Below are 26,518 nucleotides of genomic sequence, written 5' to 3' on the forward strand. Positions count from 1 at the left end.
TCTACGTCGGCGCACCGAGCGACCAGCTTATTGAATCGGCTCAGCTCGCCGTCGGAGGACGGGGCCAACACTCAGAGGGAACTCGACAGTCACGTCCTCCGGCCGTAGAGACCGCAATCCCGTGGCCTTCCAGCCGCGTACCGCTCTGCTATCTGCAGGGGCGGGATGTGGCTGTAGTCGATCCTGTGCAGGATGGCATTGCGCTGCTCCTGCTCGGCCTGGATCTCGGCGACGTGGGCGTCAAGGGCACGCTTCCGCTCGTCGATGATTTCGCGGTAGCGAGGGTTGCGACCGAGACCCAGGTGTGCCCATCTGAGCACGAAACTGCGATCAACCACCTGCATCCTCCGTTCATGCTGCATCGGAAAGCGGTGACGGGACGGACCTTTTAGTGGCGTATTGGACGGCGACTCCGTAGGAGCAGCACATCCGTCGGTGACAGGCCTCGTGAAATCGGGTGGTCAGGGTTGGTCGAGTGCGTCAAGCACTTTCGATATTCGTATCGGCCGCACCTCTGCCACGTCCACGTCCATACCCTCGTCGCGGCAGACGAGGGACGCAACCCCTTGGTCAGCTCGGCCCGCGTCAATTCGTTCATCGCGAGGAACTCCACCGTTCCGGGCCTCCGTGAGCAGAGGCGCTCTTACCGGGCACCGGCTGGTGCCGACCGCTTCGTCACCCGGACCACCCACGAGCGTGGGGTTGGTGTGCACCGAACCGGGGCTTGATGATGCATCTCGTGAAGCACGTTCAGTGTAAATCAGCCAAGGACCTTCGCTATGCCATCCGACATGGAGAGGGTGTCATGACCGATACCGGCGTTGACCGGCACGATAGGGCACATGAGGAGATTCGACGAGACCTGGCACCTACTCCTGGAGTGGACCCTGGGTCAGGCCCCATCGGAACGGATGGCGGCCCTGATCCTCGACGAGGAGGGCTTCGAGGGCATCGACCCTTCACATCCGCTGGGCGGTAAGGACGGCGGCGCTGACGCACTCGTTCAGAAGGACGGCGAGCCGTGGATTATGGCGGTGCACTTCCCTCGTGGTCAGCAAAGCTTCAAGGAGATTACAGACAAACTCACGTCCGACGTCGACAAGGCAAAATCGAGAGAACCCAAGCCGGTTGGCGTTGCCTTTGTGACCAACCAGGAGCTACGTCTGGCCGAACGCGAGGAGCTAGGCAAAGTGGGCGGCGACACGAAGGTCGAGCTATATCACCTGGAACGCATCACGACCATCCTTGATCGTCCGCACATGGCAGGGGTGCGGGAACAGTTCCTCGGGATACCGGCTGGACCACCTCCAATCCTCGTGACCGCAGAAGTAATCGGTGTGGCTCGCAGGTTCATTCGTGGCGATGAGCTGCTGGATGCCCTTGTCGAGATGGAAGGGAAATCGCTGCACGAGCACAACGAGAAACTGCGTTCCAACCCGCCCAACCCCGCAACGGCCTTGCCCGCAGTGTCGGTGATGCCCGCACTGGGCTTCGGGACGTCAGACGAACTTGCACAACCCATTTCGGATGAAGAAATCGGCCAGCGTTTGGTCGAGATTCGTCACGAACTTGAGGGCAGGTGGGATGCTTGCCAGGACTATCTTGCATCGATTGCGTGGCCTTCCTTGCGGTTTCGCATCACCAACCGGGCGAAATCCTTCCTGACTAACGTGCAGGTAATACTGACTTTGCAAGGTGCTGCAGGGCTTGAGTTTGCCCACCCGCAGGAGTTCGAGTGGGAGAGGCTTCAGGATCCAGATTGGGAGCCACCGGCATACGGGCCGTTCAACACCACGTCAATGCTGCGGTTCAAACCGGCACTCCCCGCCGACTACCCGGTTAGATGGGACCACAACGACGATGGGGACCTCGAAGTAACCATCACTCTCGCCGAGCTACGCCCCCACCCGCCATGGCGTCACACCCGTGATGACGTGGTGCTGGTGCTGCGGGACACAGCTGTGAGCGAGGTGACCGTCACCTACACCGTGACGGCACACGGGTACGGCACCGTATTCGAAGGCGACCCCTTCACGGTGCCCGTTGAGCAAGTCGACATCTTCGAGTCCGCACAACTCGCCCTCGATGCAACCAACAACGACCGATAGAACCCAGTCTCGGGAAGGGGTAAATTCATGGTCAGCCAACCGGCGAGCATCGCTCATAGTTTCCCACATCTAGCCTGTTCGAAGGGAATTAGAGTCTGCTGCCTGCTCTGACTCGCAGTCCTGGTCTAGTCACTTCCGGCTTCATCGTCGTCGAGCTTCCACTCAAAATCGATTTGTACTGTATCGCCTTGAGCAATCCGTCGGGCTAGGACAGCGAGATCCATCTCTGTCAGCTTCTTAGTCGCCGCCTCAGTCGCCGTCCTCATGATCCGACCGAATTTGGATTCCTGAATGACGTTGAGCACCTTATCTATTGGCGTAACGACGGCGATCCCCTTATTAACATGCTCGTCCGAAGGACTGATGTCGACTGTCGTGTTCCTCACGAATGCCTCGAAGTGAGCGTTGACGACGCCGAGCAGGTAGAGCACCTTTCCGCCCTGGCGGTACTGACGCACGTTGTTGACGATGCGAAAGACTCCCACGTCCACGAAGACCGGCGATCCACTGAGGCCGCCGACCGATCGTGACTCAACCAGGTAGGCCTCGATGTCCCCGGCCTTCGTTGATACGGGCTCGACTGGGATCCCGCAGATGTTGCCGAATCGAACGATCGGTTCATTCCGCTTCTTGCCGTGATGATTGACGAACAAACCGGCGAACGCCACCTCGTTCCCGACGCCAATCTGCTCGGCTTCCATCACAGCTTTCGTCGCTGCCAACTCGGCGTCGACACTAAGAAAGTCGAAGTCTGATGCACCTGGCAGCTCGTTCCAGTGGCAGAAGGCGATGTCGACGATCTCTTCGGACATGTCGGGTTTGAACCACTTGTCTTCTGCGACGTCGACAATCTTGAAACCGCCGTCTTTGGTGTTGACGCGGAGGAACGTCTTGCCATCGTCGCTGTTGACGAATGCCGTCCCGTCGGCACTCTGCTTTTGCACGTTGGCCAGAACGTGCAGGGCAGTGACCACAAAGATCCATCGGATCGGAGGATTCGTAATGCAGACAAAGAAAGCTGTGCCCACCGGCTTCAGCTCACCACCAATGTTGGCGCAGACAAAGCACACGCATTGACGCATCTCGGGTTGGACGTACACACCCGGCACGTTAACCACGGCAACCAGCTCGGTGAGCTTCCCACGCCGCACGACCACCGCTATCGCCTGCGGAATTGACTAGCATGATCGAGGATTACCGCAGCGGTGTGGCCCAGATCTACCAGTCAGGTCCTTCAGTGTCTGGTTGGTCTTCTGCCTCGGCAAGCTCCTCCAGGTGGGCGGATCGCATCTCCTCGGCAGCCTCGGACATAGCGGCGTCGTCGAACTGCATGTAGACCAGGTTGGGCTTAGGACCTGCATGTGTAGTCCCGGTGTCGACAGGTTCGGAGAACCCGATCAAATCGGCGACAAATGACTGTGCCTCGCTTATGAACTCGTGGTCAGTGAATACCACTCCAACTTCCAAATGTGACCGCGATAGATTTGTCCAGTTGGCAGACCCAAACCACACCTTGTCGGGAACAAAATAACGTTCGTGGTGCTCACCGTAGCCATCCACGTCGTGGTAGAAATCAGTGATCGCACCAAGAACCATCATCTTGGCGTGTAGAAGGGGCTTCTTTTCTCTCTTGCCCCATCCGAGGACACGAACCGGGCCCAGCAGGTGCTCCGGCATCGAGGTGTACGGACCGATCCAAGTCCCGTCCTCATCTGCCTCCGCGGTTGTCCACTGCAAGCCAGGAAGGTAGATGTTCGGAAAGCCAATACCCGCCCTTACAAGCCTGCCTGGTAGCCAGGACCCCTTGTCCATGACGATGCAACACGCCCGCATCTTGAGCAGGCGGTCCTCGACCGCTTTGCTGTCAAACCATGGGACGCAGCCGATTACAGCTGGGGCACCTTGTTTGTGCTGCTCAAGGTGTTCGTCCAGAAGGTCACACAGTCCATCGACGACCTTGCCTCCAAACCAGGCTTGCCATCCCAAGTCCTGTTCGCCCCATGGTCGCCGCCGTCCAGACCACCACTTGAATGCCGGTTGGTCTCCTAGCCCCGATGCTGACTCGCTGTCTGGATTCACAGCCAGTCATGCTGCCGAACTTCATGGACTGCTGCAGGCGAATTGATGGCCTAGTGTCTGGCGGCTACGCCGTCCTCTTGAGCGAGGTACCGATACAGGGTGGCACGACTGACCCCAAGGTACTTGGCTATGTCCTTCCCGGTATGCCCGTCGAGCTGCATCCGCTTGGCGGTAGCAATGTGGTCGGCGTGATTGACCTTACGGGGTCGTCCGAATCGGGTCCCATTCGCACGAGATGTCTCCCGCTTCAACGCTGTTCGTTCTTTGACCAACTCCCGTTCATAGTCAGCGAGAGAACCCAACACCCCGATCATCATCCGACCCGCCGCAGTCGACGAATCGATACCGTCGGTTACCGAGATCAGGGTGACGCCGCGATCCGTGAGAGTCTTGACGGTCTCCAAGATGTGCAATGTGTTCCTGCCCAGGCGGTCTAATTTCCAGACCACGACGGTGTCGCCTTCCCGGACGTACTCCATAAGTGCCGCCAAGCCGGGGCGATCGTCGCGAGCGCCGGACATGGTGTCAGAGAACGTCTTCGTCGCGCCCGCCGCTTCGAGGGCCTCGTTCTGCTGATCGAGGGTCTGCGAGACCGTGGAGACCCGGGTGTACCCGACGCGCTGGCCAACCGTGTGTCCCTGGATGGCGGGAGCATGACTCATAAGTACTGCAATCGTAGATTCGAGAAAGTTATTTCCGAGACGAACTTTCGAGACAGTTCCACCTCGGCGAACGGGGCGGGTTCTAGCTGACCGCCCGGTGTCTCAGATGTGGTCTATTTTGCGACAGTCTTCACTTCTGTCCGGGCCTGGTGGGTTTGGTCGTAGGCTCAGGTCACCATGGCGGTGATGGTCATCGTCTCGCCCTTGCGCGTGAGCGGTTCATGTTGAGTGTGGTGTTCCATTGGCTGATGTAAGGTCTCAAACTGCGTGGCGGATGGCGGCGGCGCTACCTTCGGCTTTGCAGAATTCTCATCAAGATGGCAGGCGCGTTTTTCTCATCTTCGTGGCGGACCCTAGAACCGTATGTTTGTGCACGATGTCGGATGGGTCGTAGCCTTCGCTACATAAGGTAAGTCAGATACTGATTGGTCCTCCCCGCGTTGACGCGATTCTTGTCGATCACGTTGCACGGTGGTCGGCGATTTCATTCGAAACCCCAGGACAAGTTAGTTTCCGTGTGGGTCCGAAGCATTGAGAGCCCTCACTACCTCGTCGTAGTCGCCGCGCGCTTCGCCGTAACGCAGAAACTTCACCCTCTCGACCTGTATTTCGTGAGCGTTCGGCTGGCTTTCGAGCAGGTCAACGACCTCGGTGATGAAATCGTCGAGCGGCACAGCGACTTCGTTGGTTTCTTGTCCGGGCATCAGGCTGGTACGAACGGACGGTGGTACCACCTCGATGACTTGGACGTTGGTATCGGCAAGCTGGAGCCGAATCGATTCCGACAGCATGTGTATCGCTGCTTTGGACGCGTTGTAACTGGGTGTCACGCGCAAAGGTGCAAACGCCAGACCGGAGGACACGGTGATGATCGTGGCATCGGGCTGGTCCTGAAGGTGCTCGATGAATGCCGCGATGAGACGAATGGGTCCGAGCACATTGGTGGTGATGACCGATTCGGCTGACTCTAAGAACCCGGCGGCCCGGTGCCAGTCCTCGACCTGCATGATGCCGGCCATGGTCACCAGAACGTTGAGATTCGGGTGTCGTGCGAGTACCTCGCGGGCAGCTTGTCGAATGCTCGACGGGTCGGACGTATCGATGCGGACCGCATCGAGGCCTGGGTGTTGCTGCGTCAGCTTGTCGAGTAGCTCACTGCGCCTGCCGCCGAGGATGACCGTGTTGCCTCGCGCCTGAAGCTGCAGCGCCAAGGCCAGGCCGATGCCGCTCGTAGAGCCTGGGATGAAAACTGTATTACCTGTGATCTTCATGCTGTGGCCTTGGTAGTGGAGATGGGACGACATATCGTTGAGCTATCTGGCATCGCGGACGGCCCGCTGCGCATGCAATTTCTTATCCTCCAATTTGTTTCATCGAACGTGTCCGACACTATGGGACGGTCAGCCGGGGTGCACCGGAGTGAGCAGATCCGACAGGCCGACGCGGTAGAGCATCTCGGCGCGCAACCGGTCCAGGACGGCGAATCCAACCTCGGATCCATCGTTTGTCGGGTCGACATACACCCGGAAGGGCCGTTGGCCGAACGGGGTGTCAACGACATCGCGCACGGCGTCTGAAACAGCAGATGGATCGGCGTCGGGCGGGACGATGCCGTCGAATGCCGTCCGAACGAGCGCGCCGAAGCCGGCATAGGGTCCGGCCTCGTACTCGTCCACCACGGCACGGTCGTCCGGCGTCCCGGCGTTGGCGAAGTGATTCGTGCCCGAAGTGAATGCCCCCGGGACGATGATCGATGTCTCAATTCCCCAGCGCGCCAACTCGCGCGCATAGCTGACGGCCAACGAGTCCATCGCCGCCTTCGCGGCGAAATACGGCCCAAGGTAGGGCGGCGTGCCGCCCGCGCAGCTGCTGCTCGAGATCCACACCATCAGCGCCTCTTGCTGCGAGCGCATCTGAGGCAACGCCGCGCGGTTGACTCGCTGGGTGCCGATGACGTTCACGTCGTACAGTGCCGCGAACTGCTCAGGGATAAAGGCTTCAGCTGGGCCGTAAACCATGTGCCCTGCGTTGTGTACCAGCACATCGATGCGCCCGCCATCGGAGAGCACCGCGTGAACTGCCGCATCGACGGACGGCTGTGACTGCACATCCATATCGATGACCCGAATGTCAACCCCCTCCGCCTTGGACAGCTCCGCATACCGGTCGGCCTGCGCGGCGTTACGACCTTCGACATCGCGCATCGATGCATAAACGCGGTGACCCGCACGGGCCAGCTTCTCAGCGAAGCCGCGGCCGAAACCACTAGAGGCACCGGTTATTACGATGACTTTGCCGCTCAAAGTACGATCTCCTCTGGTACTCGATGCCAATTCTCGCTCCTAATGTTTCTCGCCACGGCGGACTCGTCTGTCATGCTGGCACCACGGCGGTTGGTGGGGGTAACCCCACTCGCCACGGCGCACCCTCGGTTGCGATGAGGGTGTGGGGTTAGCCCTATTCCCCATGCGGACGCGATAACCGAGCATGATCAGGTGGGCGCGACTGTCGTGATCATCGACGACGATGAGCGTTTCCGATCATTGGTTCGAAACTTATTGAGTCGTCGGGGATTCAGCGTCGTCGCCGAAACAGCGGATGGTGCTTCCGGTGCGGCGGCCATTGACCGGCATAACCCCAACTGCGCACTTGTCGATGTCCATCTGCCAGATACGGACGGCTATGAGCTCGCCGCCAGGCTGCGCCGCCGCCACCCAAAGCTGGCGATCCTCGTGACGTCAATCGACGCCGATTTGGCCGATGTGCCCACCGTACCCGGTGTGCGCTTCGTGACCAAAGACCGTATTGCCGACGCTGACCTGGGTGCGCTGTTCACGGCAGGCTAACCGAACGCCACGTGGGAACTAGCTTTTGAGGTAAGTGAGAACGGCCAGCACGCGGCGGTGTTGGGTGGTGCAAGCATGGAGACCCAACTTGGCGAAGATGTTGGTGATGTGGCGCTCGACGGCGGCAACGGTGACCACGAGATCGTCGGCGATGCCGGTGTTCGAGCGGCCCTGGGCCATCAGAGTCAGCACGTCGCGTTCCCGCGGGGTCAGCGACTCCAACTCTTTTCCGCGTCGGTGCCGACGCACCAGGCGTGTGATGACATCCGGGTCCAGGACCGCTTCTCCTGCGGCGACCCTGCGCACCGCGTCGTTGACGACGGCTGTATCCGCGATCTTCTCTTTGAGTAGGTAGCCAACACCCTCGGGACGGTCACCCACCAGGCTCAATGCGTAGTCGTCTTCCAGATATTGGGAAAGCACGATCACTCCGATATCCGGGTAGGAGTTACGGACGGTGACGGCTGCCTGTAGGCCGTCCTCGGCGCGATTAGGCGGCATCTCGATGTCGGCAATCACGACATCGGGCCGGTGTGCGGCCACCTTCTCGAGCAGCTCGTCGGCGTCAGCCGCTGCCGCCACAACACTGACGCCGCCTCGCTCCAGAATTCGGGTCACGCCCTCGCGGATGATCGGATTATCATCCGCCACAACGACCTTGATCATGGGTGTGCGCTGATTCAATCGGTTGCGGTACCGAGCACGTCGACTGCACCGCCCGCCTCCAACCGCAACGGAAGTACCACGTGAATCGTTGTGCCGCCAGCGCTCGGCGAATCGATCAGGACGGTGCCGCCCAGCGCGCCGACACGGTCGGCCATGGCAACCAACCCGAAACCGCGACCCTGCGCTGCGTTACCGACGCCGTCGTCCGAGACGGTCAGATACAGCGAATCTGCGTCGCCGCCGATAGTGACGGACGCGGATGTCGCGTGAGCGTGTTTGACCACGTTAGTCAACGCTTCGGCGATGACGAAGTACGCGCTGACTTCGATTTGCGGTGCCGGTCGGTGGGTGATTTCGGCCGTTACGCCGGTAATGACGGGGATGTGCGCCGCGAGGGCCCGAATGGCTGGGACGAGTCCACGCGTGGTCAAGATCGACGGGTGGATGCCGGAGGCGAGTTCGCGCAGGTCGTTGATGGCGGCCTTCGCCTCGGTCATCGCCGTCTCCAACAGTTGCGCGCCGACATCTTCGGTGGCGGGCGGCAAATGCTCGCGCGTCAACTGGAGCTGAATTAGTAGATTGATCAATCGCTGCTGGGCACCGTCGTGCAGGTCGCGGGCGATTTGCTGACGTGCGACCGCGGTCGCCTCCAAGATGCGGCGTTGGGCGGCAAGCGATTCCGCGGCGCGGATTTCTGCCGCGTCGCGGGCACGGTTGGCTTCTTCGGCCGCGTGCCGTTCCGTCAGGTCAGTGAACGTGAATACCGCACCCAATCCACCGGTGATCTCGATAGGTGCGCACCGCCACGTGGTTGGGAACATCGAACCGTCGGCGCGGATGAACCATTCGTAGGGGCTATGCGCTGGCTTCCCTTGGTGTGCGGCTGTCCACAACGGACATTCCGGCGCCGGGTAGGCCGTCCCGTCGGGACGGCTGTGGTGCCAGGTCTGGTGACTGAGTCGGCCCTGCATCTCGTGGGCGTCCTGGTATCCGAAGCCATGGGCGGCAGCGGGGTTGGCGAACAAGACTCTGCCGGTGTCGTCGACCACAAACACCGGTTGGGGGGCGACAGCAAGCACGTGTTCGACCACCAACGAGGACGGCCCACCGGGAAGCCAGGAACAATTTTCGAGAACCATGCCGGACCCTCCTCTAGGCGAGCCAGCCTACACTTGCCCAGCAAAACACAAGGGCGTGCGCATCACAGCGGCAATGTCCATGGATCGCCACGCCGTCACCCAAGAATTCTGTCACGCACCGTCACAACCCGTTACAGCGTGTAACCGCCGTCGGCGAGGAAGTCGGCTCCGGTGACGAAGGAGCTTTCATCGGACAAGAGATACCGGGTGAGGGTTGCAATGTCCTGCGGATGGCCCAGCCGGCCTAACGGGGTGTCCGCCTTCGCCGCCGCGTTCATTTCGGGAGGATTCGCAGCGATGAGCGCAGTGCCGACAAAACCAGGCAGAACCGCGTTCACACGGATATTGAAGGGAGCTAGCTCACGTGCCGCGGTACGAGTAATGCCGCGGATGGCCCACTTCGTGCTGTTATACGCAATGCAGCCTGGAATTCCCCGGATGCCGCAGATCGACGATGTATTGACGATCAATCCGCCGCTGCCCTTCATTTCCTGAGACACATATTTGACCCCCAAGAACGTGCCTTTCTGATTCACGGCGACTTGCGAGTCGAAGCTCTCTTCGGTGGTGTCGGCAATGGTTCCGGGAAGATAGCGGCCCGCATTGTTCACCAAGCCGTCGATCGTCGGGAATCGCTGCTTGACGAGCGTGATCAGGCGCTGCCACTCCGTGGACGACGAGACGTCGTGTCTGAAGAACACGGCCTGGTCGCCGAGTGCTTCCGCCGCTGCCTCGGCGCCCGCCTCGTCGATGTCGGTGACTACAACATGCGCGCCTGAGGTCGCCAGGAGTTCGGCCGTCGCTCGGCCGATGCCGTGTGCGGCTCCGGTCACGACGATCGTCTTTCCTTCAACATGGCCCATGACTTCCCCTGATTCTGTTAAACATCGCACGCCTGGGCGGGCGTCACCTGGCGGGGGCGAGTCCCAGCGCCTGCGCCAGGTGACCGAGTGAGGTCACCAGCTCATCTCCACGTGCGGTGCCCAACAGCTGGATCGCCACGTGGTTGGCGCCGGCTTGCAGATGCCTCTGCAGACGCTGGGCGGTGGCCTCGGCGGTGCCATGGGCTACGACCGCATCGATCAACCTGTCGCTGCCGGGTTTGCGCACGTCGTCGTCGGTGAACCCCAGCCGGAGCCAGTTGTTCACATAGTTACTTAGCCCAAGGTATGGGTCCAAAGCCTGGCGACCGATTGCGCGGGCTTCGTCGGCGTCCTTGGAAAGAACCACTTTGTGCTCCGGCGCGAGAAATGCCGCCTTTCCCAACAGGTCGCGTGCCTGCGCCGTGTGTTCCGGTGTAACCAGATATGTGTGGGCGCCGGCGCTGCGTTGCGCCGCCAGTCGCAAAACCCGCGGCCCCAGGGCCGCGAGCACCCGCTGTCCGGCCGGGACCGCGGCGGCGTCGAGTTCGTCGAGGTAACTCTCCAGCGCATGGTAGGGCTTTGCGTAGGTTTGGGTGTGCTCACGATGGCCCGCCCCAATACCCAGTAAAAACCTTCCGGGATAGGCGCTTTCGATGCGTTGAAACGACTCAGCGACTGCTGGCGCCGGTGCCGACCAAATATTGACGATTCCCGTCGCAAGTTTCAACGACGTGGTGTGCGCCAATGCCGGGTCGACCCAGGCTAGATCGGCATCTGGTGATCCGCCGACCCAGATGGCGCCGTAGCCAAGCGATTCGATTCGCACGGCCAAGTCCGGCTCGATTGAGCGCGTCGGCAGCCATACGCCGAACCGGCCCAGGTCGGGCCGCAGTGGAGTGTCCTCAGTCATCGAGATCCCTTTTACCGTGCGTCTGCTAAGTCGGGTCGGGATGCTGAAACGCTTTCCACAGCCCGAAGGAGTCTTCGAGGAAGTTGTAGGAGGCGAGCTTGCCGTCACGGACACTGCACACAGCGGCGAAGTCGCTGGTGAATTCCTTTCCAGTGTCGATGATTCGGTGGCTGAAGTGTCCGGTGACTACGACCTCGTTGCCACTCTCGAAGATCCGGTCGATGCGGAAGTTGAGCGGCCGGAAATGCTTGGGGAACAACGCGAGCCACTCGCGGACCTGCGCCTTGCCGCGATGGGTGCCGATGGTGGGGACGTCCGGTGCGCCTTGCACGTGCCAGCTGACGTCGTCGGTCAGGCATTGAAGCGTCTTGTCGAGGTCGTGGCTGAAGAAGGTGTCGAGGTAGTGCTGGACGACCTGTCCGGCAGTGGGCTCCGAGGGGGTGGTGGTCATGCGGTTTCCTTAGTGGTCAGCGTTGCCCACCGGAGAGGGTGACGTATTCCCCTGTCATCCAGGCGGTTTCGTCGGATGCCAGGTAGACCGCCGCCGGAGCGATGTCGTCGGGCACACCGAGTCGGCCCAGCGGGGTTTCGGCAGTGACAGCCCGTCCGAACCCGTCGGTGAGGAAGCCACCGGTCTCGACGCCTTCGGTGTCCACGACGCCGGGTTTGATGGCGTTGACCCTGATTCCCCTCGGAGCCAGTTCGTTGGACAAGGCGCGGGTGAGCCCGTCGATCGCGCCCTTGGAAGCCGTGTAGACCGAAGCGTCGACGGGACCGAAGATGGTGACGGTGGAACTCATATTGACGATGCTCGAGCCGCGCGACATGTACTGGACGGCTTCCTTGATCGCCAGCAGGTAGCCGTAGACATTCAATTCGAAGTGTCGCCGGAACATCTGCAGTGTCAGGTTCTGCAGCGGTTCAAAGTCGTAAACCCCTGCGTTGTTCACCAATACATCAAGAGGACCGTAGGTGCGGTGGGCCTCGGCGAAAAGGCGGTGCACTTGGTCGGCGTCACTCATGTCCGCCTGGACCGCGACTGCCGCACCGCCGGCCCCAACGATCTCGTCGACTACCTGCTCGGCGGCCCGCTTGCTGTGGGCATAGTTGACGACGACTCGCGCGCCTTCGACGGCGAGACGCCGCGCGATCGCCGCGCCAAGACCTTTGGAGGCGCCGGTGATGACGGCCGATTTGCCCTCGAGTCGTCGAGTCATGCGGAGTCCTCTCGTCCTGCGTGTCCCGTGCTGTCAGCGCACGCCGTGGTCGGCGTAGCGTCCACCGACAACGAGGTCGCTAAGCGGCTGCAGTTGCGCAAGCGTGTCCCCATCAAGTTCGACGTCCAGGGCGACGATGTTCTGTTCGAGACGGTCGGCGTGCCGGGTACCGGGGATCGGTACGACGGGGACCCCCAGTCGAGGGGCCTGTGCGTACACCCAAGCCAGGGCGACCTGCGCGGGCAGCACACCGAGCCGCTCTGCCACGTTGCGCACGGTCTCGGCGATCACCTGGTTTTGCGTGGCGGCGTCGCCGGTGAATCGGGGGTTGCGGGCGCGGAAGTCGGTGGGATCCAGCGCCGCGGTTTGGACCGCTCCTGTCAAAAAGCCCCGTCCCAGCGGCGAGTACGGCACGAGGCCGACACCGAGTTCGGCCATGACTGGCGTCACCTGCTCGACTTCCCGGGTCCACAGTGAGTATTCGCTTTGCACGGCGGCGATCGGATGCACAGCATGGGCGCGGCGCAGCAGTTCGGCGTCGACTTCGCTGAGGCCCAGGAATCGCACCTTGCCCTCGGTGACCAGTTCGCCCATCGCGCCGACCGTGTCCTCGATCTCGGCGTTCTGCGGAGGACGGTGCAGGTAGTACAAGTCGATATGGTCTATTCCGAGCCGAAGCAGCGAGGATTCGCAGGACCGTTTCACATACGGCGGATCGCCGCGGTAGACCCGCCGGTCATCGCCGCTGCTGCGGTCGATCCCGAATTTGGTGGCAATCTGGACGCTGTCGCGCTGACCGGCGATGCCGCGGCCCACCAGCACCTCGTTGTGGCCTGATCCATATTGGTCGGCCGTGTCGAACAGAGTGACGCCCAACTCGATGGCCCGATGGATGGTCGCGATGCTGGTGTCCCAGTCCGAGGCTCCGTAGTACTCGCTCATTCCCATGCAGCCCAGGCCCTGGGCGGAGACGTCGAGACCGCCGAGATCAGTTCGTCTCATGCTGGTTCCTTTCGTTGAATGCGGTTGGAGGGAAGGGGTTTTGACGTCAGCCGCTGAACCAATCGCATGGTTTGTGTGGTGGTTCGAGTCGATGGAGGTGTCACCGAAGAGATGGCTGCTGCGTGAAGGGGCGGCACAGCAGAGCCGACCCACCGATCAAAGCGCTTGTTGTGGATGGTCATCACCGTCGATCCCACGGTGCAATCTTCTACCGCCGCACGCGCCACCGGAATAGGGCTAACCCCACAACCACCATCGCCAGCAGGCCCCATTGTGAACCCTCCGATCTCGTCGTCAGCGGCTGGTGATGGCGGTGTCACTAGCTGCGGCGGCCGACGCGGCATCCGGATCTGTCGAATGCCGGAAGCCCATCGCCGAAAGTTCGTGATTGCAAGCGCGGTCGCCGCCCGGTGTACTTAATCGTGGGTGCGGGTGTCGACGCGGTTGGGCTCCGGCACGAGCGTGGGTGCAGACAGCTGCCCAGGTTGGGGCCAGTTGCTGAAAGCCTCGGCGTAGGTATGACTCATCACCTCGAGTACCGTGCCCCACGGGTCAGTGGTGTACGCCAGGACCCAGGGCCGGCCGGGCACGAAGTGGTAGGGAGCTGCCAGCAACGTACCGCCCTGATCGATGATGCGGTCAACCATGGCCGCGACGTCCGGATGAGTGATACATACATGCCACAGACCCCGATCGAGCCAGGGCACCGGCTCCTGCGGCGGCCGCGGTCCGCGTGTAGGTGGGTCAATGAATTGGAAAAGCTCGATACCGACGGAATTGCCGCTCATCAGATGCGCTTGCCAGGCCCTGCGAAATCTGTTGCCGAACACGCTGCCGGCTTCTGGGTGTCCGTCGGCATCGAGCACCCGCGGACCCATGATGCAGCGGAAGCCGAAGACCGCGCCGTACCAATCGATCGCGGCATGGATGTCCGGCACGGTTACCCCCACATGGTTGATGGCAAGGCCGGCCATTTGTTCGAGCGGCATCAGCGGCTCCTTTCGGGTCAGTCTGGCCAGGGCAGATCGCCTGCGTCCCAACGTTTCTGAACGTCGGGGTATAGCGAGGTGAGGTCGTGTGGAAGCGACGCCTTGACGTAACGGGTCGCGTCGTCGGTGAGCACTCGCATGCGCAGCAGGGTAAGGCGGAGAGCAAGTGGGTACCGCCAAGGCGAACCTTAATGTCTAGCCAGGCTAATCAGATTCTCATCATCGTGGCGGATCCGCCATTTTGACGTCACGAAGATGAGAATTCCGCCATGTTGGATGAGAACCTACAGCTGACAAACGGTTCAGGTATTGAGGGTCGAGCCGGGCAAGATGTAGCCACAGCACCGCTGCGGCACGGAGGTAGGGCTGTTCCCGTAGTGGTTATGAGCCAAGTGCGCGGCGCTCAGCCGACAACCGCAGGCGCTAGGCCGCAGTTCGCTCACGGGAGGTAATCGGATCCGTTCCAGTGCAGATCCTTGGTGGTAATCGTGCCGCCGGCGCAGGAGGGCGTGCAATCGTTGTTCGATTGCCTAATGGTGTAGCGGTCGTCAGCGCCGGGCCCGAGCAGCTCGGCGTCGAGGTAGGCGTGCTGCCCGGCGATATGCAGGGTGGTGCTGGACCAGCCGATGTCTTCGAATCCGCCCGCGTTGGGAATCAGCACCAGTACTCCGTTGTAGGCGTGCGCGCCGCCGGCGTTGTAGGTGATGAAGGTGTTTCCCGTGGAATCGGTTGCCGGATTGGCGAACCCGAACGGCCCGACCGATGAGGTGGTATCCGCGTTGAACGTGATGGCGGGCAGGGACGCGCCGCCCGCGGTGACCGAGGCGATGCACGCCTCGCTGGCCGAGCCGGAAGGGCTTACGGTCAAAAAAATGCGGACGGGTCCCAGAGCCTTATGGTCGATGTCGTGATGGGCGGTGACGTGTCCTGGGCAGCCGGAGTTCGGCGGCAGATACGCGGGCAACGCGGCCATGGTGGTCGTACTCGGTGGAGAAGCAGCGGAAGACTGTTGTGGCGGGGCCGCCGGCGCTGAGGTGACCGGCGCCGTGCTTGGCGGCGCTGCGTTCGGTTCGGAACCACCTTCTCGCTGCCAAGGACGCCATACCATTGCGATGACACCAGCCAGCAGGATGACTGTGAGTGCGGAGGCAAGAACGAGCCACCGGCGTCGAGATCCGCTCGGCGCTGACTTGGAAGCGGGTCGCCCAGGGGCGGGGGCCTTGACGGTCTCGGTCTGGCTTTGGTTGAGCGCCGCCCGCGCCGCATTTGCCAGATCTTTCGCTGTTTGATACCGCTGCCTGGGATCCTTCGCCAGACCGGTAGCAACCACCTCATCCATTGCCATCGGAATTGCCCGGCGCTTTGTCGATGGTTTCGGCGGCGGAGCAGTCATGTGCGCCATCGCCACCTGCTCCATGGTCTTGCCGGGGAATGGCAGCTCACCGGTGAGTGATTGATACAGAACGCATGTCAGGGCATAGACGTCAGAACTGGGTTCGATCTCCCCGCTGCTGAAGCGCTCAGGTGCCATGTAGGACCAGGTGCCGATGGTCGCGCCGGTGGACGTTATGCCGGTCTCCCCAGCGGCGCGAGCGATGCCGAAGTCAATGAGGTAGGCGAAGTCATCGTCGGTGACCAAGATATTGGACGGTTTGACATCGCGGTGGACGAGCCCAGCTTTATGAGCAGCGTCGAGTGCCGAGGCGATTTGCTCGGTGATCCTCAAGGACCGGTCGGGTTCTAGTGGTCCGCCACCGAGCTGGGTCTGCAGGTCCTGCCCATTGATGAGGCGCATTGCTACATAGAGACGTCCGTTGATCTCGCCGACGTCGTAGATCGGTACTACATGCGGGTCGTCCAGACGTGCGGCGGCGCGGGCTTCCCGGCGGAATCGCTGCTCGAAGGTTTTGACCTGGGCGAAGTGCGGGAGCAGCGTCTTGATTGCCACCGTCCGCTGGATCACGGTGTCGTGGGCCCGCCAGACCTCGCCCATGCCACCCCGGCCTAGCAACTCGATCAACCGGTACCGCCCAAATGGCGTCCCGTTCACGTCATCCTCCCGCGCCAATGCGGTTCTCGACCGTCGCACAGGCCCTGGAATCAATTGCCCGCAACCAAGCAGTAGTCACCGATCGCACTTGTGTCTGAAACCCTGGTTGTTCAAAGGTGACAGTCCACAGCGGGTTTGACCGGTTGATCGGATCGCTGCCACTACCATTGCCGAGAACGCTTGACATCAAGTCTGCTCCGCAGGCGTAGTCAGGGATGTATCCGTCGCTTCGACCACGTCGGGCTCCACCATTGATGTAGTGGCAGTGAGTGCCGTTATCGAGCATGAGGGCAAACGGTTTCGGCGTTTTAGGAGGCTGCACCGTGGTCAGCAGACTTGTGTCGAAGGGAAGTCGGCGGACTTGTTTGTCCCACGGATTAGTCATGCACAACATGGACGCGGGGGGCGAAGGCCAACAGACGTCGGCCCCGGCTGCGGAGGGATAGCAGCTGTAGATGTTTTTGCCGACAGCCGATGGCGATGATGAGTCACAGCCTCCGAGTGACATGCCACTATTCGCAGGCACTTCGGTGTAGCCGTTGGCAGGTTGTCCATCTGCCCCAACGGCGACCTCGGTGACGAGTTCAGTCCTCCCGGAGCTGGCAGGCAAGCTTGGTGCAGGAGTTGCCGCTGCGTTTTTTGTCGGCGCCGCCGCCGATGCCCCGAGCGGTTGACCGCTTGAGATCGCCATGCTTGGTGACGGACGCGGTCCCCGCTGCCACGGATGCCAGATGATCGCCCCGGCAGACACCGAAACAATAACAGCCAGCGGGACCGCCAGGCTGAGCCAGCGTTTGCGGGGCTGGTCGGCCTGTGGACTTCGACCAGAGGAGTCGCTGTCAGGCGATGACGGTGGTTTACTCCTTGCCGGAGCAGGTCTAGTCGGAGCCGCAATAGTAGTGGTGCCGGGAACGGCTTGCTCGGCTAGAGCCCGTGCAAAATCCGAACATCCGACAAATCGGGTATTGGGGTCCTTGGCGAGCGCTTTTGCTAGGACGGGGTCGAGGGCTGCAAGCTCCGGTCGTGTTTCCGCTAGTGCTGGCGGGAGCACATTGAGGTGGTGACTGATGGCAACGGCGGGATTGGAGTTTGGGAAAAGGTGGGATCCGGTGAGTAGGTGAAATGCCGTGGCCGCTAATGCGTACTGGTCAGCCCCACCATCGATGTCTTCGCCCAGCAGCTGTTCACGTGCACAGTAGGCGACGGTACCCACAGTCATGTTCGTCTTCGTCAACCCGCTGATGTCGTTGATGTTTCGGGCTATCCCGAAGTCCGTCAACAGGATTCGCTGCTCACCTTCATCATCAAGATGCGTCATCATGATGTTGGCGGGCTTGACGTCACGGTGCAGTAGACCTTGCTTATGGGCATAATCGAGGGCACTGGCGACCGCAGTGATGATGCGAGCAACTTCGTCGACCGGCATCCCCGTCGGATATCGACTGGTCAGTAGCTGGGCTGCATCGAGCCCATCAACGAAATCCATTGAGATCCAGAGATTTTCATCTTCTTCACCCCGGTCATGCACGCCGACGATATGGGGATGCCACAGTGTGGAAGCAAGGTCGGCTTCCCGATCGAAGCGAGCCCGATAATCGGGGTCGGCCGACCAATCGGTTGGGAGGAGCTTGAGCGCGTCATGCCGGGGAAGCCTCGGGTGCTGAGCGAGATACACCTCGCCCATCCCGCCAGCGCCGAGCTGTCGAACGATCGTGTATCCGGCGAAGGTCTCACCGCGAGATAACGGCACGGAGGAATACTAGGAGTTCCTGACAGATCGTTGCCCCAATTTCGGCGAAGCCGGATCGCGGTCCCCAGGAGCAGCCTTGGCGACATCAGGCGAGCTACGCGCGTCGTCCAACAACTGTCCTGCAGGAATCTGAAGCGCCTCGGCGATGTCAAAGAGCCGCTCGTAGAGCAAACCTCGTCGCCCAAGTTCCACGTCGATGAGTACGTTGCGAGTGACGCCTGAATGGAGTGCAAGGCCTTCTTGGGTTAGACCTCGCTCAATGCGCAGAGCGCGGATCCGCTGCCCAACTTCTCGGCGACGAAGTTCCCAAGCGGCAACACGTTCAGGATCATTCTGACCGGGTCGCGTGGGCACCCGTCCCAGTAATTAGCCAAAGCTGCCTGCTGTCTGCCCTACTAGTAGTACTCTCAATTCGCCGCGCCACTCGGCCGCCCGGCGGGCGCCGTCCCGGCGAATGCCGCCACTGCTAGTCGTCAGACGCCCTGGGGTATGCGACATCTGAATAAAGCGTTGCAGTGTCTCCTGAAGGGATAAGTCGATGAAAGCTATTGCAGTACTGGTTGCCGCCACGGCTGCGGTGTTCATGCTTGGTACCGGCGTAGCCAAGGCTGATTGTCAGACACAGTGCTACGACAGCGGCAACACCGGCGAACACTGCGTAACGTCATGCAACTGAGCCGACCAGCCGCCGTGGTCATGGCCGCATCCCTGGTGCTGCTACCGATAGGCGTTGCTCATGCGGATAGCAACGACGACGACTTTGTCCAGAAGGTGAATAACAACGGCGTCGTTAGGGCTCCTACTGATCTAATCCGCATTGCCCACCAGGTATGCGGAGGTCTCGATGCCGGAAATAGTCCGGATGTCATCGCAGATGCTCTTGTGTCTCAGCTGGGGCTGCGATCCGACAGGGCGGCAATCTTCGAGTCGTTTTCAGCGATGCACTACTGCCCGAAATACAGCAATCTGCAATTCAAGAGTCCCCATTAGGAGCCGCAGTAGTAGTGGGGACCACCACCTGTCAGGGAACACCTGGCTCAAATGAAAATCACCAGACTGTTGACCGGAGCGGCGTCGACCTCCGTCGTCACCTGGGCCGACATCAGCTGCCTCAACGGGTTCGTCCGGCCGACGTTAACCCAAACTGCAACCTCCTATTCATGATGGTCCGCTACAACACCAAACAAAAAGTGACCCAGCTCGGATGGGGGCGGGACTGATGACCACGAAAGCGAAATGGGTGCTTGGTCTAGTCGCTGCGATTCTCCTTATCGGTGTCCTGTCCTGGTACAACTCACCTGGGCAGAAGCTGCAGCGGTGCGTTGCAGCCCAGGAGAACAATGGCAAGTGGTTCCCGGCCACCGTCAAATACGAACATCATCTCTTGGTCTCCTACTGCCAGGAGCACCTAGACAACTATGAGAGGTGACCGGTGGGCGAGGCAGTGAGCCGCCGAGATCAATGACGGTTGAAGCGGACGACACGGTGATAAGGGTTACGGCAGTGGCCGCAGCCATAATCGGGGCGCTGGCAATAACAACTTCTGCATCCGCTCATGCCGTACCAAACAATGAGATCGAGGCCGTGTGCAGACCAGGCAGCTTCTATAAGAGCCGCCCATTCCTACAATTCGCTGATGATCAGGGATTCTGCCTATCGTTCAAGGGCAACCCAATACTGATCGGCCAGTACAAGTCAATGGACACTATGGGCAGGGATGCGATGACCTATAACACCGGCAGCATCGCGACCCGCAGTGACAACGATGAGGTTTCGGCTTTCTTCTCTCCCAAGGATCCCAGCGGACAGTCCTTGCAACCCCTAGATCAGTTTTGCTACACCATTACTCACAGAAGGGGTTTGTGAAATGGCCAGGTTCAGAGCTTTCGTCGATCAAGCTGGTGTCCGATATCAACGCCACACCGGCGATAGGACGTACCAGCGGTGAGAATCATCATTCCAGCCATCGCCGCCGTGTCGGCGACGCTGACTCTGGCTCCCATACCTTGGGTTTGCACCGATTTCCCGCAGTCGCCCGGTTGCTAGTTCTACTGGCCGCCCAATGAACCCGAGGAGCATACAGTTGAATAAGCTGCTTGGCTTGGTCGCCATCTCTGCGATCACGGTGATGGCGGGATGTTCATCGCACCAGAATGCGACATCGTCAGGAACAGGTGCGTCTGGCGGACTGACCGGGACGATGAATGACTGGGTGAACGCTGTCTGCCAACCTAAGTCACCCCCGATGCCCATGGCGCATGGGCGCTACATGGGCGGGGCGGCAAACCTGATGGTTTGCCACGGCTTGATGCAAGGCAACGGGGTGCGTGTACCCGTGCCCATTCCGATCGGTACCTACACGTCGCAGTCTGTGATGAGCCAGGATCTAGTTCAGTTGGGCGCTTATGCCAAGGGCAACGACGGCACTGAATATGTTGTGTTCGGGACGATTCCGACCTCGGCGGTCGCCGCCGAAGCCGCGATGTTAGAACCCTTGCGAGCCTACGGCTTCGAGATCGTCCCGTCGCCGAATTCGTAAGCGATTGCAATGTTTTCGGCTGGCATATCCTCGATGGGGAATCGTTGAATACTCGCCGCTGTCGAGACAGCATTAGCGCAATACGACCCGGCGGCCGTAATGATTAAGGTGCCGATAAGCATCGGACTGGCTGCAGCGGCTATCGCTCTAGCACCCCAGGCTTCGGCTGACCCCACCTCGAGCCCGATGCCACTCCCAGATCACCTGGACATCGATGTCTACCTCAAGCAGCTGCATAATGATGGCTTCCATGGGGCCGATGAAAATCTTCTCAAGGCCGGGGAATGGGTCTGTGGGGAACAGGCGACCGGTCAGGGCAATGGGCCCGGGATCATCGCCTACCTAAAGGCTAACGGCATGACCCTGCAACAGGCTTCTGACTTCGTGGTTGATACGAACGTCTACCTCTGCCGGTTCTTGCCACATCGCTGATTCACATTGCAACGTGCCGTCATGGTGGCGCCGAGACCGGCGTTGATTTCCTGGTTCTCCCCGGATCCACATACCCAGGTTCCAGCGTGCTGAGCAACGAGCCGATGATGAGTACAGGTCGGCTAGCGGCCAGGACTACATCGAATCAAGTACATGGGCCAGATCTGAACAACAGATACGACAGTCGGCGTAGGTCGCGATTCAATTCCAGATTTTGTGATGGTTCTGCGCAACTTCGCCAGGAAGACACACGGCATCCTGAGGCAAAACCGCAGCTCACCTCATTAAGTCCTGACTCCTTGGGCGCCTGGGCAATTCTGAGCGTTCGTATCTCGCTTTGACTCCATTTTTTTACAGACTGTAATTCGCGCTGATTCCCATCTGAATTTGTGACGCTGCTGCGTAGGTCCAGTGCCACTCAAAGATGGAGGCCCGAATGATGTCAGCCAATCTCATCACGCAATTCACCGGATTGGAGCCGACTTACTCGGTTCGAGAAGCTGCTGTGCTCCTGGGAAGAAGCTATTCCTGGCTTGATCAGCGACTACGCAAAGGCGAGTTTGTGCAGCCCGACGGGACGAGCGTGCAGGCGTTTCGGTCGCCGAGCGGCTACCGGTATCTCACATTCGGGTTGGTCATCGACATCGCGGCTTGCTGCTACAGGCGCCGCTGGTATTCGTTCGATCAGCTCAATTCCGTCTTCCATGTGCTTGCTGTTGCCGCTTACCGTGATGCCGGTGACCGCGAGATCCCCGCTCGGGACCTTCTCAAGCAGCTATCGTCACGCATGGCCGCCATTGGCTGCGAAGATGCCTTGAGCACCACGCCGATCGCCGGGCGCAGCTGAGGTCTGATCTTCTAATTCACTCCCGAAATCTCTCCAAGTACCGCTTGATCTGTTCCAGGCTGACTCCGGTCTTCTGGCACCCGGACTGGCTGCCCAGCACCAGCTGAGTGGTGTCGTTGTCGTACAGCAGGTACTCGTCATGGCGTAATCGCGTGATGAACATGTTGGTTTGGGCGGCCAGCCGCTGAATCTGGCCGGGGTCATCGGTGGTCAATGCCTGGCCTCCTTAGGCTGCGGCTTCAACTGGGCCACATTGTCCCGGCTTTGGGGAAGTTTGTGCCTGTGGCCGCTCGTCGCGCCCGAGCGGGGCGATGGGGACGTCCACGGGAGCGCTGGATAGCACGGCGGAATCGAGGGCATTGACTGGCAGCCCCGACCGCGTCGTCCCGGATGTCCGACGGTATCGCCAACCGTCCGCAGACCGTCCGCAGTAAAGCTAGCGGCAGTTCTTCGCAACCATCAGAACCAACGTTCTGACGTGGAGGTTCGCAATACTGCCAACACAGCTTGGCGCACCAAACGCCCAGATAGGTTCGTCAGCGTCGAGAAGGTCAACACGTTCTAGGGCCTGCACCTTCGAACTTGTCGCTGACCATCAACGTCGGCCATGGCCGTCCCCACCCGCTCCCGAGGGGCATGGCGAAGCGCAGCTCAGAGACCACGCGCAGGCCTAGAACGACGCTGGATCGGGCAGTGCTGCGCCCGGCGAATACGGCACCGCAGGAGTCTGCCCCGGCAACATCGTGTTCGGATAGCCCGGAGACAGGGGGTTCGCACTGGGACCGAGGCCGGGAAACAAGCCGTTCAACAGAGAACCGAACTCGCCGAAGATCGCGTTGGCGATATTCACAGCCGTGGTCGGGTCCGGCCCGCTAGGGGCGGGAACGGGCAGTGGACCGTCGACAAGCAAAGGTTGCTGCGGAGCCGCCCCAGCGGTCCCGCTGCCAAACACAATTGCGCCAATTGCGGCCAGTGCGAGCGCCACACCCAGCGTCGCTCGGGTCAGTGGCCCGCGAGCATTCGAAATCGCAAACATGTTCCGGGACAAGGGGATACTCCTCAAACTCCGCTGAAACACGAATGCTTCAGACACTCAAGTCAATGCGGTAACAGTGCTCGTCAAGAATCACAGGAGAAACACGACACGATCACGGATCGAACTCTATAAATTCGCTTATTAACCTTGGAATTTGCTTACTCTGAGTGACTTTCGGCCGTGAACTCGGTGCGACGGCGGAAGTTGGCTGCTCGGTGGGCAGGGTTCGTGGCGCCATCGGTGGCGGTCAGGGTGCACGTTGGGTAACGCCACCGCGGTGCCGGCCGACTTAACGTCCATGACGATGCGGAGGCTTACTCGGCTCATTGCCTTGAGCTTTTCTTTTGCGTTCGTCGTCACCGCCGCAGCGGGGCCGGTGGTGGCCGTTGCAGCCTGCGCCGGGATGTTGATTTACGCTCTCGCGGAGGCACGCGCAGAGGTGGCGCGCCGTGCCGAGGCAGCAGAGGCCGAGGCAGCGGAGGCCGAGGCCGAGGCGGCAGAGGCCAAGGCGGCGGCAGAAGCAGTAATTGCAGAAGCCGAGGCAGTGATAGCGGCGGCCCGATTACGCCTGCTCGGAGGGCCCGGTTCCTGACCTCAGCGACTGGCGCTCACCCTGTGAATCTGCCTCCGTGTGCTGGCTGCCGGCAAGCAACTCCCCCAGCCGCTCCCGGTCGGCCGCCCCGTGCCCCACGGTCAGCAACACCCGCTCCATGAGGACAGCTTGCCCGGGATGGCGACTCGAGAGTGCGAGTGAGTTGATTACCGAGGTTGCGTCAGTAACCTTGCCCATGAGCTCAGGAGGGGTGGCGATGCGAGCGGGGTTGATCAGCGGTCGGGCGAGCAGCTGACGAACCCATGCAACTGCAATATCTCAGCATCCCGGCGCTGATCGGCGCGGCCGGCGGCGACCCCTGGGCGATCAACGCGAGCCTGCAGGCGGGCAGCCCGCTGCGTATTTCCAACCTCGCGGAGGCCTTTCGCAAAGCGGGGCGCTGCACACAAGAGGCCAACGACGCGTTCGAGCAGGCTCGCACCCGTTTCGAGGCGGCCTGGAACCATCAGGACGGCGATCACCCGATCAACGACTCCGACGAAGTGCAGCGGGTGACGAAAGCCCTTGGGGCGCAGTCGCTGCAGATACCGAAGATCGGCGCGGACCTGGAGAACATCGCGGCCACGTTGGCCGAGGCGCAGAAAACCGCGGCCGGTCAGATCGCGTCGCTGGAGGCAAAACTGCAGGACCTCGACGAGCTGATCGGCGAAGCCGACGAGATGGAAGACGACGACGACCTCAGCCAGGCCGATTACGATGCGCTGGAAGCATTTATCGCCAAATGTGAAGACGACGCCGTCGCTGACACCAAAGCCGCGCTGACCCAGCTGCAGGCGACGCGCGACGGTTACTCGAGCTCGTTCCAGAACGCGATGGGGACCCTGCACGCGGACGGCTATGACGCTGTCGGTCCCCAGCCGGCAGGACCGGCAGGACCAGGCCCGGCACCCGGCGGCCAGCCTGCCGCGGGCCCCGGGTTGGTCCCGACCAAGGGGGAGGTGGCGATCGGGGCCGCGGGAGCGGTGGCCGGTGGCACCGCCGACGGTGTGCGCCAGGCGACGACCCAGTTGATCGCCGAGTCTCCCGGTACGGGTCCCGGCAAGGCCGATCCGGGCTTATTGAGGTGGCTGGAGGACCCGAAGATCGGCGGGGTCGAACTCAGGGGATTCTCCCGCATCGGCGGGATGGTTGCGGCGGCCAGCGCGGTGCCCGCCGTCATGTCCGACATCCATGACGGCAACTCGGTGCCCGAGGCCGTCACCCGCGAGACCGTGGGAACCGCCGCCGGGCTTTACGCGGGCGCGGCGGTCGGCGGTCTTGCCGCGGACGCGGTAGCCGGTGCAGCGATCGGTTCGGTCGTTCCGGGCGCGGGGACCGCGGTGGGGCTGGTGGTGGGCGCCGGCGTGGGAGCCTTCGTCGCATGGGGAGGATCTAAGTTTGTCGGAGAGGCCTGGGAGCCGGTCTCGAATGCCGTCGGTAGTGCGGTACACGGCGTGGAATCGGTGTTCGGATTCGGGTAGGTCGGCAACGATGCGATTCGATGAGTTCATAGACGAGCAGGCCGTTGCCGTATTGCCGGTCGATCGGTTCGCCGGTCTCGTCGTGGAGGTGGCGGTACCGCGCGGCTGGGAACCCTTCGATTCCGCCACCGGGGCCCGGGTGTGGGTGTGGCCGGCCGACCCATCCATCGACGTGTTCGGCGCTAACGCGGTGCTGACGATGCATCGCGTCGAAGCCGCTTTGAACCCCGGTGAAGTGTTCGCGATGCTGGCCGAGCAGCAGTTGCACTCGGTGCCCGGCTGTACTGAGCTGCGCCGCGAGCTGACCGCGGCCACCGAGGGCGCCGGCGTCACCGGGTTGCTCGCAATGCGGATCGCCCATGAACTCGGCACCATCGACAGCGCGTCACAATCGAGGATCATCACCGCCGAACAGGAGACACTGATCGCCCAACTGACGGTAACCGCGCTCCACGATTCACCGGTGGACCGGGCCCATATCTGGCTGTCCGTTCATCAGGGTGCGGCGGTGGCAGGTGCAACCTCGCAGGACCGCCACCGCAACGCTCCCCTGACCACCACGCGAGGCCGCGACTGATGGCCAACGGACAGGCCGGCGGCCGGTGGGGGCGGATACTGCGCTACACCTTCGGCGCCGCCTTGTGCGTGGTGACGGTCGTGGCGGCGCGGGCAGGAGTGCACTGGTACTTATGTCTGTTCGGATTCTGCCTGGCGCTCATGCTCATCCTCGGCCGGCGCAGGATTTTCCGGGCGGGAGTCAACCGGTCGGCCGACGAGATCGTCTGCCGCTACGTTCCCTGGTACGAGGGAAATGTCTACGTCTTGAACGTGCTGGTGCCGGTGCTCGGCATGGCCAGTGTCGGCGCGGGATGGGCGCCCGGCAATCCGCTGTGGCTTCGTTTCACCGGCATCATCCTGCTGGCCGCGACGCCGCTGTTCGTGTTCAGCGCCGTGCGGATGTGGCGTCGGTGCCTTCTCCGTATCACCCCGTCGGCGCTGACCGTGCGTTTGGCCGCGCCCAGGGACGAGTTGACCGAAATCCGGCGCGACTGCGTTCTGTCGATCGAGCCCAAGATTGTGCCGAATTCCGTGAGCGGCCAGTCACTGCAAGTCGGGATCGCCTACCGCACAGCGGATTTGAGCAGCGACACCAGGACTGTGCTGCTGGGCCTGCAGCTCAGTGTCGAGCCGGTCAACCTGCTCAAGGCTCTGGTGGCGTGGAAAGACGGCGCCTCCGATAACCCGAGCGCGCTGCTGGATCGGATCGACGGGATTCTCCGGGGCCGTTCCCGCGCCGGTGTGTGATCGCG

At 61.5% G+C, this 26,518-nt stretch carries 30 protein-coding genes, 1 pseudogene and 1 riboswitch; of the genes and pseudogenes, 12 read left to right on the forward strand and 19 right to left on the reverse strand.

What is annotated here, in order from left to right; genetic code table 11:
- The first annotated feature begins 167 nt into the window (after nucleotides 1-167).
- Entirely contained in the window at nucleotides 168-392 is a 225-nt protein-coding gene (locus ACIUM1_RS11955) for a hypothetical protein (RefSeq protein ID WP_406817348.1), read from the forward strand.
- A 242-nt stretch (nucleotides 393-634) separates the two neighbouring features.
- Nucleotides 635-745, reverse strand: a riboswitch (SAM riboswitch).
- Between the two features lie 97 nt (nucleotides 746-842).
- Nucleotides 843-2,108, forward strand: coding sequence for a hypothetical protein (locus ACIUM1_RS11960; RefSeq protein WP_406817349.1), 1,266 nt, complete (start codon nucleotides 843-845; stop codon nucleotides 2,106-2,108).
- A 125-nt stretch (nucleotides 2,109-2,233) separates the two neighbouring features.
- Here the strand turns inward: ACIUM1_RS11960 and ACIUM1_RS11965 are convergent, their stop codons facing one another.
- From ACIUM1_RS11965 to ACIUM1_RS11985, 5 genes are all read right to left on the reverse strand, one after another.
- Nucleotides 2,234-3,265 (reverse strand): hypothetical protein, encoded by a 1,032-nt coding sequence (locus ACIUM1_RS11965; RefSeq protein WP_406817350.1) that lies wholly within the window; start codon nucleotides 3,263-3,265, stop codon nucleotides 2,234-2,236.
- A gap of 61 nt (nucleotides 3,266-3,326) precedes the next feature.
- Entirely contained in the window at nucleotides 3,327-4,187 is an 861-nt protein-coding gene (locus ACIUM1_RS11970; RefSeq protein WP_406817351.1) for a hypothetical protein, read from the reverse strand.
- Between the two features lie 50 nt (nucleotides 4,188-4,237).
- A complete protein-coding gene (locus ACIUM1_RS11975; RefSeq protein WP_406817352.1) occupies nucleotides 4,238-4,849 on the reverse strand; it encodes a recombinase family protein in 612 nt (203 codons plus the stop codon).
- Between the two features lie 506 nt (nucleotides 4,850-5,355).
- Nucleotides 5,356-6,120, reverse strand: a complete 765-nt coding sequence (locus tag ACIUM1_RS11980; protein WP_406817353.1) for an SDR family oxidoreductase — start codon at nucleotides 6,118-6,120, stop codon at nucleotides 5,356-5,358.
- A 129-nt stretch (nucleotides 6,121-6,249) separates the two neighbouring features.
- Entirely contained in the window at nucleotides 6,250-7,182 is a 933-nt protein-coding gene (locus ACIUM1_RS11985) for an SDR family oxidoreductase (protein ID WP_406817354.1), read from the reverse strand.
- Between the two features lie 162 nt (nucleotides 7,183-7,344).
- On the opposite strand from ACIUM1_RS11985, the gene ACIUM1_RS11990 reads away from it, so the two are divergent.
- On the forward strand, nucleotides 7,345-7,695 hold the full coding sequence (locus ACIUM1_RS11990; RefSeq protein ID WP_406817355.1) for a response regulator: 351 nt from the start codon (nucleotides 7,345-7,347) through the stop codon (nucleotides 7,693-7,695).
- Nucleotides 7,696-7,713: 18 nt separating this feature from the next.
- Here ACIUM1_RS11990 and ACIUM1_RS11995 read toward each other — a convergent pair whose 3' ends face one another.
- From ACIUM1_RS11995 to ACIUM1_RS12050, 12 genes and pseudogenes are all read right to left on the reverse strand, one after another.
- Nucleotides 7,714-8,358 carry a response regulator gene (locus tag ACIUM1_RS11995; RefSeq protein ID WP_406817647.1) on the reverse strand — a complete coding sequence of 215 codons (645 nt, stop codon included), beginning with the start codon at nucleotides 8,356-8,358 and terminating at the stop codon, nucleotides 7,714-7,716.
- Between the two features lie 17 nt (nucleotides 8,359-8,375).
- Nucleotides 8,376-9,500: a histidine kinase gene (locus tag ACIUM1_RS12000; RefSeq protein WP_406817356.1), complete on the reverse strand. Its 1,125-nt coding sequence runs from the start codon at nucleotides 9,498-9,500 to the stop codon at nucleotides 8,376-8,378.
- 131 nt (nucleotides 9,501-9,631) lie between these two features.
- A complete protein-coding gene (locus ACIUM1_RS12005; RefSeq protein ID WP_406817357.1) occupies nucleotides 9,632-10,363 on the reverse strand; it encodes an SDR family NAD(P)-dependent oxidoreductase in 732 nt (243 codons plus the stop codon).
- 43 nt (nucleotides 10,364-10,406) lie between these two features.
- Nucleotides 10,407-11,273 carry an LLM class F420-dependent oxidoreductase gene (locus ACIUM1_RS12010; protein WP_406817358.1) on the reverse strand — a complete coding sequence of 289 codons (867 nt, stop codon included), beginning with the start codon at nucleotides 11,271-11,273 and terminating at the stop codon, nucleotides 10,407-10,409.
- A gap of 25 nt (nucleotides 11,274-11,298) precedes the next feature.
- The gene (locus ACIUM1_RS12015) at nucleotides 11,299-11,724 is read right to left on the reverse strand and encodes a nuclear transport factor 2 family protein (RefSeq protein ID WP_406817359.1); all 426 of its coding nucleotides are present in this window, start codon (nucleotides 11,722-11,724) and stop codon (nucleotides 11,299-11,301) included.
- Between the two features lie 16 nt (nucleotides 11,725-11,740).
- Nucleotides 11,741-12,490, reverse strand: coding sequence for an SDR family NAD(P)-dependent oxidoreductase (locus tag ACIUM1_RS12020; RefSeq protein ID WP_406817360.1), 750 nt, complete (start codon nucleotides 12,488-12,490; stop codon nucleotides 11,741-11,743).
- Nucleotides 12,491-12,523: 33 nt separating this feature from the next.
- A complete protein-coding gene (locus ACIUM1_RS12025) occupies nucleotides 12,524-13,492 on the reverse strand; it encodes an aldo/keto reductase (protein WP_406817361.1) in 969 nt (322 codons plus the stop codon).
- A gap of 416 nt (nucleotides 13,493-13,908) precedes the next feature.
- Nucleotides 13,909-14,481: a VOC family protein gene (locus ACIUM1_RS12030; RefSeq protein ID WP_406817362.1), complete on the reverse strand. Its 573-nt coding sequence runs from the start codon at nucleotides 14,479-14,481 to the stop codon at nucleotides 13,909-13,911.
- 17 nt (nucleotides 14,482-14,498) lie between these two features.
- Complete coding sequence (locus tag ACIUM1_RS12035; RefSeq protein WP_406817363.1) at nucleotides 14,499-14,621, reverse strand: hypothetical protein; 123 nt, start codon at nucleotides 14,619-14,621, stop codon at nucleotides 14,499-14,501.
- Between the two features lie 299 nt (nucleotides 14,622-14,920).
- Nucleotides 14,921-16,474 carry a protein kinase domain-containing protein gene (locus ACIUM1_RS12040; RefSeq protein ID WP_406817364.1) on the reverse strand — a complete coding sequence of 518 codons (1,554 nt, stop codon included), beginning with the start codon at nucleotides 16,472-16,474 and terminating at the stop codon, nucleotides 14,921-14,923.
- Nucleotides 16,475-16,532: 58 nt separating this feature from the next.
- Nucleotides 16,533-18,281 carry a serine/threonine-protein kinase gene (locus ACIUM1_RS12045; protein ID WP_406817365.1) on the reverse strand — a complete coding sequence of 583 codons (1,749 nt, stop codon included), beginning with the start codon at nucleotides 18,279-18,281 and terminating at the stop codon, nucleotides 16,533-16,535.
- Between the two features lie 102 nt (nucleotides 18,282-18,383).
- Nucleotides 18,384-18,635, reverse strand: a pseudogene (locus ACIUM1_RS12050) (helix-turn-helix domain-containing protein); the annotation flags it as partial.
- 342 nt (nucleotides 18,636-18,977) lie between these two features.
- Here ACIUM1_RS12050 and ACIUM1_RS12055 point away from each other — a divergent pair.
- The 5 genes from ACIUM1_RS12055 to ACIUM1_RS12075 all read left to right on the forward strand — a co-directional run bounded on the left by ACIUM1_RS12055 (nucleotide 18,978) and on the right by ACIUM1_RS12075 (nucleotide 22,099).
- Complete coding sequence (locus tag ACIUM1_RS12055) at nucleotides 18,978-19,271, forward strand: DUF732 domain-containing protein (protein ID WP_406817366.1); 294 nt, start codon at nucleotides 18,978-18,980, stop codon at nucleotides 19,269-19,271.
- 471 nt (nucleotides 19,272-19,742) lie between these two features.
- Nucleotides 19,743-20,147, forward strand: coding sequence for a hypothetical protein (locus tag ACIUM1_RS12060; RefSeq protein WP_406817367.1), 405 nt, complete (start codon nucleotides 19,743-19,745; stop codon nucleotides 20,145-20,147).
- A 217-nt stretch (nucleotides 20,148-20,364) separates the two neighbouring features.
- Nucleotides 20,365-20,820 carry a hypothetical protein gene (locus ACIUM1_RS12065; protein WP_406817368.1) on the forward strand — a complete coding sequence of 152 codons (456 nt, stop codon included), beginning with the start codon at nucleotides 20,365-20,367 and terminating at the stop codon, nucleotides 20,818-20,820.
- Between the two features lie 186 nt (nucleotides 20,821-21,006).
- The gene (locus tag ACIUM1_RS12070; protein ID WP_406817369.1) at nucleotides 21,007-21,252 is read left to right on the forward strand and encodes a DUF732 domain-containing protein; all 246 of its coding nucleotides are present in this window, start codon (nucleotides 21,007-21,009) and stop codon (nucleotides 21,250-21,252) included.
- Nucleotides 21,253-21,688: 436 nt separating this feature from the next.
- Nucleotides 21,689-22,099: a hypothetical protein gene (locus ACIUM1_RS12075; RefSeq protein WP_406817370.1), complete on the forward strand. Its 411-nt coding sequence runs from the start codon at nucleotides 21,689-21,691 to the stop codon at nucleotides 22,097-22,099.
- 16 nt (nucleotides 22,100-22,115) lie between these two features.
- Here ACIUM1_RS12075 and ACIUM1_RS12080 read toward each other — a convergent pair whose 3' ends face one another.
- Nucleotides 22,116-22,313 carry a hypothetical protein gene (locus ACIUM1_RS12080; RefSeq protein WP_406817371.1) on the reverse strand — a complete coding sequence of 66 codons (198 nt, stop codon included), beginning with the start codon at nucleotides 22,311-22,313 and terminating at the stop codon, nucleotides 22,116-22,118.
- Between the two features lie 456 nt (nucleotides 22,314-22,769).
- The gene (locus ACIUM1_RS12085; protein WP_406817372.1) at nucleotides 22,770-22,949 is read right to left on the reverse strand and encodes a hypothetical protein; all 180 of its coding nucleotides are present in this window, start codon (nucleotides 22,947-22,949) and stop codon (nucleotides 22,770-22,772) included.
- Between the two features lie 445 nt (nucleotides 22,950-23,394).
- On the opposite strand from ACIUM1_RS12085, the gene ACIUM1_RS12090 reads away from it, so the two are divergent.
- From ACIUM1_RS12090 to ACIUM1_RS12105, 4 genes are all read left to right on the forward strand, one after another.
- Nucleotides 23,395-23,727 carry a hypothetical protein gene (locus tag ACIUM1_RS12090; protein WP_406817373.1) on the forward strand — a complete coding sequence of 111 codons (333 nt, stop codon included), beginning with the start codon at nucleotides 23,395-23,397 and terminating at the stop codon, nucleotides 23,725-23,727.
- Nucleotides 23,728-23,990: 263 nt separating this feature from the next.
- Nucleotides 23,991-25,208, forward strand: coding sequence for a hypothetical protein (locus ACIUM1_RS12095; RefSeq protein WP_406817374.1), 1,218 nt, complete (start codon nucleotides 23,991-23,993; stop codon nucleotides 25,206-25,208).
- A 10-nt stretch (nucleotides 25,209-25,218) separates the two neighbouring features.
- Nucleotides 25,219-25,785, forward strand: a complete 567-nt coding sequence (locus ACIUM1_RS12100) for a hypothetical protein (RefSeq protein ID WP_406817375.1) — start codon at nucleotides 25,219-25,221, stop codon at nucleotides 25,783-25,785.
- A complete protein-coding gene (locus ACIUM1_RS12105) occupies nucleotides 25,785-26,513 on the forward strand; it encodes a hypothetical protein (protein ID WP_406817376.1) in 729 nt (242 codons plus the stop codon). The genes ACIUM1_RS12100 and ACIUM1_RS12105 overlap by 1 nt, the downstream gene beginning before the upstream one ends.
- The last annotated feature ends 5 nt before the right edge of the window (nucleotides 26,514-26,518 follow it).

Source organism: Mycobacterium sp. M23085, from assembly GCF_045343915.1.
GTDB lineage: Bacteria > Actinomycetota > Actinomycetes > Mycobacteriales > Mycobacteriaceae > Mycobacterium.

Bases quoted from the DNA above. Each gene is read 5' to 3' on its own strand.
- ACIUM1_RS12025 (WP_406817361.1), bottom strand. From the start codon at position 13,492: ATGAGACGAACTGATCTCGGCGGTCTCGACGTCTCCGCCCAGGGCCTG.
- ACIUM1_RS12010 (WP_406817358.1), bottom strand. From the start codon at position 11,273: ATGACTGAGGACACTCCACTGCGGCCCGACCTGGGCCGGTTCGGCGTA.
- ACIUM1_RS12095 (WP_406817374.1), top strand. From the start codon at position 23,991: ATGCAACTGCAATATCTCAGCATCCCGGCGCTGATCGGCGCGGCCGGC.
- ACIUM1_RS12055 (WP_406817366.1), top strand. From the start codon at position 18,978: ATGGCCGCATCCCTGGTGCTGCTACCGATAGGCGTTGCTCATGCGGAT.
- ACIUM1_RS12070 (WP_406817369.1), top strand. From the start codon at position 21,007: ATGCCACTCCCAGATCACCTGGACATCGATGTCTACCTCAAGCAGCTG.
- ACIUM1_RS12035 (WP_406817363.1), bottom strand. From the start codon at position 14,621: ATGCGAGTGCTCACCGACGACGCGACCCGTTACGTCAAGGCGTCGCTT.
- ACIUM1_RS12060 (WP_406817367.1), top strand. From the start codon at position 19,743: ATGACGGTTGAAGCGGACGACACGGTGATAAGGGTTACGGCAGTGGCC.
- ACIUM1_RS12040 (WP_406817364.1), bottom strand. From the start codon at position 16,474: ATGGGCGAGGTCTGGCGGGCCCACGACACCGTGATCCAGCGGACGGTG.
- ACIUM1_RS11980 (WP_406817353.1), bottom strand. From the start codon at position 6,120: ATGAAGATCACAGGTAATACAGTTTTCATCCCAGGCTCTACGAGCGGC.
- ACIUM1_RS12000 (WP_406817356.1), bottom strand. From the start codon at position 9,500: ATGGTTCTCGAAAATTGTTCCTGGCTTCCCGGTGGGCCGTCCTCGTTG.
- ACIUM1_RS11975 (WP_406817352.1), bottom strand. From the start codon at position 4,849: ATGAGTCATGCTCCCGCCATCCAGGGACACACGGTTGGCCAGCGCGTC.
- ACIUM1_RS12005 (WP_406817357.1), bottom strand. From the start codon at position 10,363: ATGGGCCATGTTGAAGGAAAGACGATCGTCGTGACCGGAGCCGCACAC.
- ACIUM1_RS11960 (WP_406817349.1), top strand. From the start codon at position 843: ATGAGGAGATTCGACGAGACCTGGCACCTACTCCTGGAGTGGACCCTG.
- ACIUM1_RS12015 (WP_406817359.1), bottom strand. From the start codon at position 11,724: ATGACCACCACCCCCTCGGAGCCCACTGCCGGACAGGTCGTCCAGCAC.
- ACIUM1_RS12105 (WP_406817376.1), top strand. From the start codon at position 25,785: ATGGCCAACGGACAGGCCGGCGGCCGGTGGGGGCGGATACTGCGCTAC.
- ACIUM1_RS12020 (WP_406817360.1), bottom strand. From the start codon at position 12,490: ATGACTCGACGACTCGAGGGCAAATCGGCCGTCATCACCGGCGCCTCC.
- ACIUM1_RS12075 (WP_406817370.1), top strand. From the start codon at position 21,689: ATGATGTCAGCCAATCTCATCACGCAATTCACCGGATTGGAGCCGACT.
- ACIUM1_RS12100 (WP_406817375.1), top strand. From the start codon at position 25,219: ATGCGATTCGATGAGTTCATAGACGAGCAGGCCGTTGCCGTATTGCCG.
- ACIUM1_RS12030 (WP_406817362.1), bottom strand. From the start codon at position 14,481: ATGCCGCTCGAACAAATGGCCGGCCTTGCCATCAACCATGTGGGGGTA.